The organism is Edaphobacter sp. (genome assembly GCF_035763405.1).
Classification (GTDB): domain Bacteria; phylum Acidobacteriota; class Terriglobia; order Terriglobales; family Acidobacteriaceae; genus Edaphobacter.
The window spans coordinates 1-9,080 of the sequence record NZ_DASUBE010000133.1 but is presented as its reverse complement, the minus strand read 5'-3'; the positions used below and the strand labels follow the sequence as shown (position 1 = coordinate 9,080).

5 protein-coding genes are annotated in these 9,080 nt (G+C 59.5%); 3 read left to right on the top strand and 2 right to left on the bottom strand.

Going from position 1 to position 9,080, the window contains the following annotated elements; translation table 11 throughout:
• Positions 1–187 precede the first annotated feature (187 nt).
• Positions 188–3,745: a TonB-dependent receptor gene (locus tag VFU66_RS13040; RefSeq protein ID WP_326446699.1), complete on the top strand. Its 3,558-nt coding sequence runs from the start codon at positions 188–190 to the stop codon at positions 3,743–3,745.
• Between the two features lie 318 nt (positions 3,746–4,063).
• On the opposite strand, the gene VFU66_RS13035 is transcribed toward VFU66_RS13040, so the two are convergent.
• Entirely contained in the window at positions 4,064–4,711 is a 648-nt protein-coding gene (locus tag VFU66_RS13035; RefSeq protein ID WP_326446698.1) for an HNH endonuclease, read from the bottom strand.
• A gap of 17 nt (positions 4,712–4,728) precedes the next feature.
• Positions 4,729–5,364, bottom strand: a complete 636-nt coding sequence (locus tag VFU66_RS13030) for a ComF family protein (RefSeq protein WP_326446697.1) — start codon at positions 5,362–5,364, stop codon at positions 4,729–4,731.
• Positions 5,365–6,248: 884 nt separating this feature from the next.
• Between VFU66_RS13030 and VFU66_RS13025 the strand changes: the two genes are divergently transcribed.
• The gene (locus tag VFU66_RS13025) at positions 6,249–8,465 is read left to right on the top strand and encodes an OPT family oligopeptide transporter (protein ID WP_326446696.1); all 2,217 of its coding nucleotides are present in this window, start codon (positions 6,249–6,251) and stop codon (positions 8,463–8,465) included.
• A 411-nt stretch (positions 8,466–8,876) separates the two neighbouring features.
• Positions 8,877–9,080: winged helix DNA-binding protein (locus tag VFU66_RS13020; protein WP_524536969.1), on the top strand; the 204-nt coding region annotated here is incomplete at its 3' end.

Below are 9,080 nucleotides of genomic sequence, written 5' to 3'. Positions count from 1 at the left end.
CATGGCGGGTCAGTCAACGGAAGCGGTTACTTTCTGATGAAAATCGAGAAATATGTTGACAATGCCTGTTGGAACGAGTACACAGAAGGGGCGATGTGGGAGCGCAATCATACATTTCTCAAAAGTTCCCCAAGCGTTTCCTATGGTGACGGGATCGTTTCTCAGGTTTCATTCAAAAGGAGCAGCCATGCATCGAACCACGAAAGCGACGCTAAGTTTCCTGTGTGCCACGTTGATGGTCTGGGCATTTCTTGCGACATCTGCATTCGCCCAGTCCGACGTAGGCACGATTACCGGTTTTGTACGCGATCAGTCCGGGGCTGTGGTTCCGGGCGCGCAGGTGACGATCGTCAACGAAGCGACCGGTGAAAAACATACGGTCATGTCGGACACCGACGGGCACTATACGGTGACGAACCTGCGTCCGGCGGTCTACGCGATGACGGCCGAGTCCAAGGGCTTCAAGAAGTACACCAGTACCCATAACAAGCTGAGCGCGAGCACGACACTTTCGCTGGACGCTGCCCTGGCGGTGGGCGCGGCGACCGAAACGGTGGAGGTGACGGCGACGGCGTCGGTGCTCCAGACCGAGTCCGGTTCGGTGCAGAACGAGGTGACTGGGCGGCAGATCTCCGACCAGGAGCTGAACGGGCGCAATCCGATCTATATGGGAGCGTTGCTGCCGGGGCTGCGGAGCAGCTCGACCCTGGGCGACTTCAACTTTGCCGTTGGCGGCGGTGTTCCGTTCCAGATCAACGGCGCGCGCACGCAGGACACACTGGTGACGTTTGACGGCGCCCCGGCGGTGAGGACGCGAGGCAGCGGTGCGCTGATTGGCGTGGCCAGCGTGGACGCGACCGAAGAGATGCAGGTGCTGACTGCGGACTATCAGGCTGAGTATGGGAATGCGTCGGGCGGCCAGATACGGCTGGTGACGAAGAGCGGAACCAGGGACTTTCATGGGTCGATGTACGAGTACCTGAGAAACTCGGCGATGAACGCGAACACGTGGACGCGCAATAAGAGCGCCACGACGAAGGGTGCTTCGCCATTCCGCTATAACAACTTTGGCTTCGCGGTGGGCGGGCCGGTATGGATTCCGGGCGTCCACGCGATGGACCCGCTGCGCAACAAGCTGTTCTGGTTTGTGAACGAGGACTGGATTCGGTATCGCTTCACTGAAACCGCGAAGCAGGCAGTGCCTACGCTGAGGATGCGCACGGGCGACTTCAGCGAGCTGCTGAGCGCGAACCCCTGGTACAAAGGCGATCCTATTAATCACGCCACTCCGATCTACGAGCCTTCGACTTGTTCGTCTGCCGGGGCGGTGGGCTGCGTCGCATATCCCGGCAACAAAATTACGTCCGGCCTGAGCTCGAACGGCCTTGCGATTATGAACGCCTATCCGAAACCGACTCCAGGCTTCCAGGATGGCACGAATAACTGGATTGCCCAGGCTGCACACCCGACGAACCAGCGCAAGGAAGTGATCAATGTCGATTTTGTGCTGAATGACCGCAATCGCTTCGAGTACAGACGTCAGGATGCGACTTACCTGGAGTATCAGCCGTTCGATCAGGGGTCCGGCTTGACCGGCAAGTATTTCAATCGGCCCAACCAGACAAATGTGCTGGGTTGGACGTGGACGGTTACGCCTACTTTGATTAATGAGCTGCGCGGGACGGTGAGCATTGACCGCGTGTACATTCCTGTCAACGAGTCGCTGGCGGGCTTCCACCGCGACACGCTCGGGATTAACTATCCGTATCTATTTCCAGCCGGAAAACTGGAGCCGAACAAGATTCCTACCGTTACCATTCCTAACTTCTACGGTCTGGCAGGCGGACCGTATCCTTCGCACTCTCAGGGACCGATCTATACGCTCTCGGACAGCTTGACCAAGGTCTGGGGCAACCATACGGTCAAGGGCGGTATGTACATCAACTATCAAGGAGAGAACGACTTCGACCAGATCAATGTCGCCACGGTGCCGGGCGGCGCTAACAATCAGAACGGTTCTTTTGTGTTCACCGACAACCGCCCAAACCTGGTCGGCACAACGGGTGTCGGCCTGGCTAACCTTGCGCTCGGTCTGGCAGACAGCTATACCGAGATTGGACCGAAGGCTTACACGGTGTGGAGCGGTCAGGAGTATGAGTTCTTTCTACAGGACTCGTGGAAGGTGACGCCGAAGTTCCATGTCGACTACGGTCTGCGGTTTACTTCAATTACGCCGTACAAGCCGTCGTGGGGTAACTCGGTGTACTTCGACCCGGCCTCGTATGACATCACGAAGGCGCCGCAGGTGGATTCGAAGACGGGTTTCGTGATCCTGGGGACGGGCAATCCGTATGAAGGCATGGTGATCCCGGGCTTCAGCCAGTTCCCGAGTTCGGCTGCAAAGCATGGGGTGATTGGCGCGGGAGCAAACTCGAATGCGTGCGACGGAGGATCGTGCAACGGGTTGTTCGCTCCGAATCTGAACAAGGGCTACGTCAACGTGGAGAACACGGTGCAACCGCGTCTGGGTATTGCGTATCAGGCGGACTCGAAGACGGTGTTCCGCGCGGGCGTGGGTGAGTTTGCGACGCGCATGGGTCTGCTGGACAACATCTTCCCCGGCGGCAATCCTCCGTTCCAGCCGTTTGTGACGGTGGCGGCGGTGGCGGGCAACCTGACAGGAATGGTGGACAATCCGGGCGCGTCGCTGAACTCGAGCGTCGCTCCTGCCTTGACGGTGACAACGCTGAACAAGAACCTGAAGGCCCCGGTACGTTGGAACTGGAACATCTCGGTCCAGCGCGAGCTGCCGCTGAGCTCGACGGTCTCGATTGCCTACGTCGGGGCGCGGGGCACGCATAACTGGCGGGTGTACGACATCAACCAGCCCACGCTCGCCGTGGCTCAGGCGAATGCAACCACCAAATATAACGTGAACTATATCCGGCCGTACCGGGGCTATGCTGCTGTCCAGCAGGAGCAGAGCAACGGCGCTGCCAAATACAACTCACTTCAGGTTACGTGGGACCGGCGCTTTACGAACAGCCTGATGTTCGGCGTGAGCTATACGTGGTCGAAGAGCATGGACGACAGCTCGAACTACCGCGACATCGTTCCCTATACGTACAACACGACGAATTTGTGGGGGCCGTCGGAATATGACGCGCGCCACATGATCGTCATCAACTACCTGTATGCTCTGCCGTTCTTCCGCAACCAGAATGAGCTTGCAGGCAAGATACTCGGCGGCTGGCAGTTGAGCGGCAGCACTCAGTTCCAGACGGGAGCGCCTTGCGGCATCGGAACCAAGAACGACTCCGTTGGCGTAGGCGGGACCGGCAGCTTCGGTTGCGGATCTGAAGGCCAGTTCTATTTGATGAATGGAAAGCCGCATATTTCGAAGACGTTTTCGGGGTACCCTGGGCAAACTGGTCAGTATTTCACGACCACGAATCCGGATGGATCACAGATATTCACGAAACCTGGCGCGACGTTCAACCTGCAGAAGGGAGTTCGTGACTCGATCTATCAACCTGGTTTCCAGAACTGGAACCTCGCTATGAAAAAGAAGTTCCCCATCAATGAAAAGGCGGGCTTTGAGTTCAATGCGGAAGCCTATAACTTCATCAACCATCCCAACTGGTCTGGTCCAGACCTGAACCCGACCTCCGGTACCTTCGGGAGAGTCACTGGGAAGACGGACAGCTCGCGCAACCTGCAACTTGGGTTGAAGCTCCTGTTCTAAACGGTGGTGCTGTTCTTTGCTTTTCGACCAGCCACAACGCTTTCGTTGTGGCTGGTTGTGCGTGGTGGTGTGAGCGGTTTATGTTCTCGCTCTTCGCAAAATGCGCGGAGGTTGAGTTGCTGGCAAAGGGGGAATGCGGGGTCTCTCCACTGCGGCGGCAGAATGCGCCGCCTCCGGTCGAGATGACGTGCTTTTGGGGTGAGTGCGGAAAGCAGATTCCTCCGCTGCGCTGCGGAATGGAAATGTCAATGGCTGCGTGAATGGAAATGTCAATGGCTGCGTGAATGGGATGCAAAAACAGACTGTGGGAGGGTGGGTTCAGGCGGCGGGTTCGGTTTCGAAGTAGAGGTATTTGCGCCAGGCGGCGTCGGCGCTTCCGATCATGCGCATGATGTGGCGCGAGGTGTGGAGCGTGAAGGGGCGCGGCTCGCGCTGGAGGCGCATGTCGGTCAGCTCGTGGAGGAGCTGGTTGCCTTTGCGGCGGTTGCACTCGTGGCAGCAGGCGACAAGGTTCTCCCATGTGGAGAGGCCGCCGCGGGAGCGGGGAACGACGTGGTCGAGGGTGAGTTCGCTGGCCGTGAGGACGACGTTGCAGTACTGGCAGGCGTTGCGGTCGCGGAGCAGGATGTTTTTGCGGGAGAGCGCGCGGGTCTGGTGAGGGATGCGGCGGTACTCGAGCAGGCGGATGACGCTGGGCATGGCGATCCTCATGCGCGCGGCGTGCAGCTCGGTGCCCTGCTCCTCTTCGGTGCGGGCGACGCCTTTGAGGACGAGGACGAGGGCGCGGCGCGCTCCGCAGATGTTGATGGGCTCGTAGGAGGCGTTGAGGACGAGGACCGGGGTCTGCATGGCGGGCTGGCGGAAGACGCCTGCGCGAATGTCGGGCTCGGCGAGCGCGCGGCCTGCGCCGTGTCCGATGTGACGTTTCGCGTTGTGCCCCTGCTTTCTCAGCTTGCCCGATTGCATCGGTGAACCCTCCGGTTTCAGCTAATGTTCGACCCCCAGAGCGCGACCGTCTCCGGCTGCGCCCGCGTTACGGTGGCGACCCAAACTTTTTCCGCTCCGGCCCGGCGGAGCACTCGTGTGCAGGCTCGCGCGGTGGCCCCGGTGGTGTAGATGTCGTCCACCAGCAGGACTTTGCGACCGGTTACGCCGACGGCTCCGGCGGCGAAGGCTCCCTGTAGATTTCTGCGTCGCCCTTTGGGCGTGAGGGAGAACTGGCTGCGCGTGTCTTTGACGCGGCGAAGTGCGTCGTGCGCGGCGGTCAGCTTCCATGCCGGGCGGGTGCGCTTCAGCTCCGCCAAGGCTGCTTCGGCCAGCAGCACGGTCTGGTTGTAGCCACGCTCGCGCTCTTTGGCGCGGAACAGCGGAACGGCGACGACCAGCAGGTTCTGGCCTGCTTCGGCTTCGAGTGTTTCGATGGTGCGGGCGAGCATGGCGCCGAGTGGCTGGGCGAGCGACCGCATCCGCTCGTATTTGAGCAGATGGATCATCTCGCGGACTTCGTTTTCATAGGTTGCGTAGGCTGCGGCGTGTTCGAACTCTGGCGGGGCCATTCGGCAGGGGGAGCACAGCAGCCCCTCGGCTGGATACTGGCCCGCGTACCGGACGCCTTCCATGTCGAGTGCTTCTCCGCAGTGTGTGCACAGGGTTGCGGATTGCTGTGGGATTCCGTTGAGGCAGTCATCACAGACCGGGACTGATCCGGCCCGAAGCAATGGGCCTTCGCATGTTCTGCAATCGGATGGATAGAAAGTAGTTACCAGATCGTCGAACATGGCCCGAACCACCCGTTCAGGCCTTTGAAACAGACGAGATGCTATGCCGGGTGGCCCCCCGGTAACACTCCCAAGCGCATTGTCATTCAAGCAATGGCTGAAGACTCACCTCGCGCGGCGGCATGGAAACCCATACCATTTGCCGTCAGTATAGTCCTTTGGCGGTGGGGTGCGTCAATGACCGGTTTGAGGGGCGAAGGGGGTGAAGAGATGCGTTGGTGAGTTGTGCGAGAAAGGCCCTTGTATTTGCTGGCTTTTTCGTGGGGCTGAAGAGGGTGCTGAAAAAGTCATTGGCGAAGAGAAAGGCGTACCTCAGCGGCTAAAGCCGCGCTGATTTTGCGGTATTTGCGGCACGGCTGAAGCCGTGCCCTTAAGCAAAACGGACTTTTTCAGCACCCTCTGAAGCCCCGCGCTCATCCTAAAAGCCACCACAGAGACTTTTGCAGCGCCCTTCTAAAGAGACGGTGTGAGAGCGGTGTGCATTGGTGAGGTGGGGAATGCGGGGATCTCTCCACTCCGGCGGCAAAAAACGCCGCCTCCGGTCGAGATGACGTGCTTTGTGGGATGGCAAACACGTTCTGTCTGGGTCGAGATGACGTGCTTTGGGAGGTGCTGCGGCGGGAGAGGCGAAAGGCGAGAGCAGAGAGTTTTTCAGTCTCCTTCTGCGCTGGTACACTCCGTTGGGCGCTGAAACTGCCTGATCTAACCGCGAGAGTGACTGCTGCATGGCAACGACCATCTTTAAGCCCTTTATTCCTGCGACCGAGACGCGACCGGAGCTGACTGCCCGGGCGCTGATTCTGGGGTCGATCTTTGGCGTGCTGTTTGGCGCGGTGACGGTGTATGTCGGGCTGCGGGCGGGGTTGACGGTGGCAGCGTCGATTCCGATCTCGGTGCTTTCGATCTCGATTTTGCGGGCGTTTGGACGGTCGAGCATTCTGGAGAACAACATCGTCCAGAGTACGGGCAATGCGGGGCAGTCGATTGCTTCCGGGGTGATCTTTACACTGCCTGCGCTGATTTTTCTGGGGTTCGATCTGGAGTCGGTGCGTATCTTTGCGCTGGCGCTGCTGGGCGGATGGCTGGGCGTGCTGTTCATGATTCCGCTGAGGCGGCAGTTAATTGTGGAGGAGCACGAGAACCTGGCGTATCCCGAGGGAACGGCCTGTGCGGATGTGCTGATGGCTGGCGAGCGCGGCGGGTCGTTTGCGTCGCGCGTATTTCTGGGGCTCGGCCTGGGCGGGCTGTATACGATGTTTCAGAACGACAACCTATTCCGCCTGTGGCCCAGCCAGCCGAACTACGAGCCCAACTACGGCGAGCAACACCTGATGAAGGGCTCGGCCATTCGTGCGGATTGCACGTCGGAGTATCTGGGGGTGGGATACATTATCGGTCTGCGCGTGTCGGCGATTATGCTGGCGGGCGGCGTGTTCTCGTGGCTGGTGCTGATGCCGGCGATTTACTTCTTCGGATCGCATCTTGCGACACCGCTGTATCCGGGGACGGTGCCGATAAAGGATATGTCGCCTTCGGATATGTGGAGTACATACGTGCGGCCGATGGGTGCGGGTGCGGTTGCGGCGGCGGGGCTGATTACGGTACTGCGCACGGCACCGACGATCTTTGGCGCACTGACGCAGGGGCTGCACAACATCGGGAAGAAAAATGCTGCCCGGAGGGAGCAGCCTTCGCGGGTGGAGCATGACTTGCCGCCGTCGGTGGTGCTGGGCGGGTCGGTGCTGCTGGTGGTGCTGATGTTCCTGTTTCTGGAGTTCAAGCCGGTTCCGGGAGCGCAGGTGACGGCGCTGGCCAACTTTATGGCCGCGGTACTGGTGGTGGTGTTCGGGTTTCTGTTTGTGACGGTCAGCTCGCGGATTGTGGGGATTGTAGGGAGTTCGGCTTCGCCTGTGTCGGGGATGACGATTGCGACGCTGATGGCGACGGCAGCCATCTTTCTGGTGAAAGGCTGGACGGCCCCGGCGTTTGGCGCGTTGGCGATTACGATTGGCGGCGTGGTGTGCATTGCGGCTTCAAACGCGGGCGATACGTCGCAGGACTTGAAGACGGGCTATCTGATTGGCGCGACTCCGTGGAAGCAGCAGCTTGCGATTATGGTTGGGGTGATTGTCTCGATCTTCTCGGTGGGCGCGACGCTGAATGCGATGAACAAGGGGCTGGAGGAGTTTTTGCGGATGCCCGCGCCGATGACGCTGGAGCTGGAGCATCTGCCGGACGGCGTTCAGAGCAAGGGGTTCTTCAAGCGCGACCACTTCGAGCTTTCGTCGAGCGATCAGGACAATGCGACGAAGCAGGTGGTGGCCGATGCGCACAAGTATGTGGTGCTGAATGCGATTGGGTCGTCGGTGCTGGCGGATGGGAAGTATCTCTATAACCCGGCGACGCACGCGATTGAGATCCAGTGGAACCAGGGGATTGGCAGCGAAAAGGCCGCGGCTCCGCAGGGACGACTGATGGCGACGGTTATCAACGGCATCCTGAGCAGGAAGCTGCCGTGGGCGCTGGTGCTGCTGGGGGTGGCGCTGGTGATTGCGGTGGAGCTGCTGGGGATTCGGTCGCTGACGCTGGCTGTGGGGGCTTATCTGAGTATTGCTACGACGCTGGCGATTTTTATAGGCGGTGCGGTGCGGTGGATGGTTGATCGCATGGCGGCGAAGGGTCGGGATCCTGATGAGGTGGCTGAGGAGTCGGAGATTAGTCCGGGGAACCTGTATGCGTCGGGGTTGATTGCGGCGGGCGGAATTGTGGGGCTGATCGGCGTCTGCATCAAGCTGTATGAGGCTGCGACGGAGAAGAATCTGCCGCGGTTCAGCGACCATAACCCGCTTTATCACGATTGGGTGAGCGTGGTGATGTTCGGTTTGCTGGCGTACTCGCTTTACTATTTTGCGCGGAAGCCTATGAAGAAGGATGAGGCGTAAAGTGGTTCTCCTTCAGATGGAACGGTGGCATTTGAAGCAAAACGCAGATTCCCTTCGGGAGTGACAAACAAAGAGCCCTGCACGAGAGAGAGAACGGTTCTAAGGAAGGTCTGATCAGGTCCGCGAAGATTCCCTCAGGGGCTAAAGAGGATGCTGAAAAAGTGTCTCGCCGGGAAGAAAGCGTACCTCAGCGGCTAAAGCCGCGTTGATTTTGCGGTACTTGCGGCACGGCTGAAGCCGTGCCCTTAAGCAAAACTGACTTTTTCAGCACCCTCTAAAGCCCGATTGCATTGAGGGATGTGATGGCGTGGCCGAAGCCACGCCCCTTCAAAGCGAAGACCTAGTCAGAGGTTCCCTAATGGTTTTGAATCTTATTTCGATGTCGAGTTATCTGATGTCGTAGGAGTTGAGATGAAGGCACAGGGGCAGATCACGGCGCCGCGGCTCTGGATGGTGTTGGCCAAGGCGCACCGGTCGATTGTGGGCTACATCGAAGGGCGGCTGGCGGAGCAAGGGTTGGGGCTGAGCGACTTCGCCGTGCTGGAGGTGCTGCTGCACAAGGGGCCGCAGACGATCTCGGCGATTGGCGAGAAGGTGCTGCTGGCGAGCGCGTCG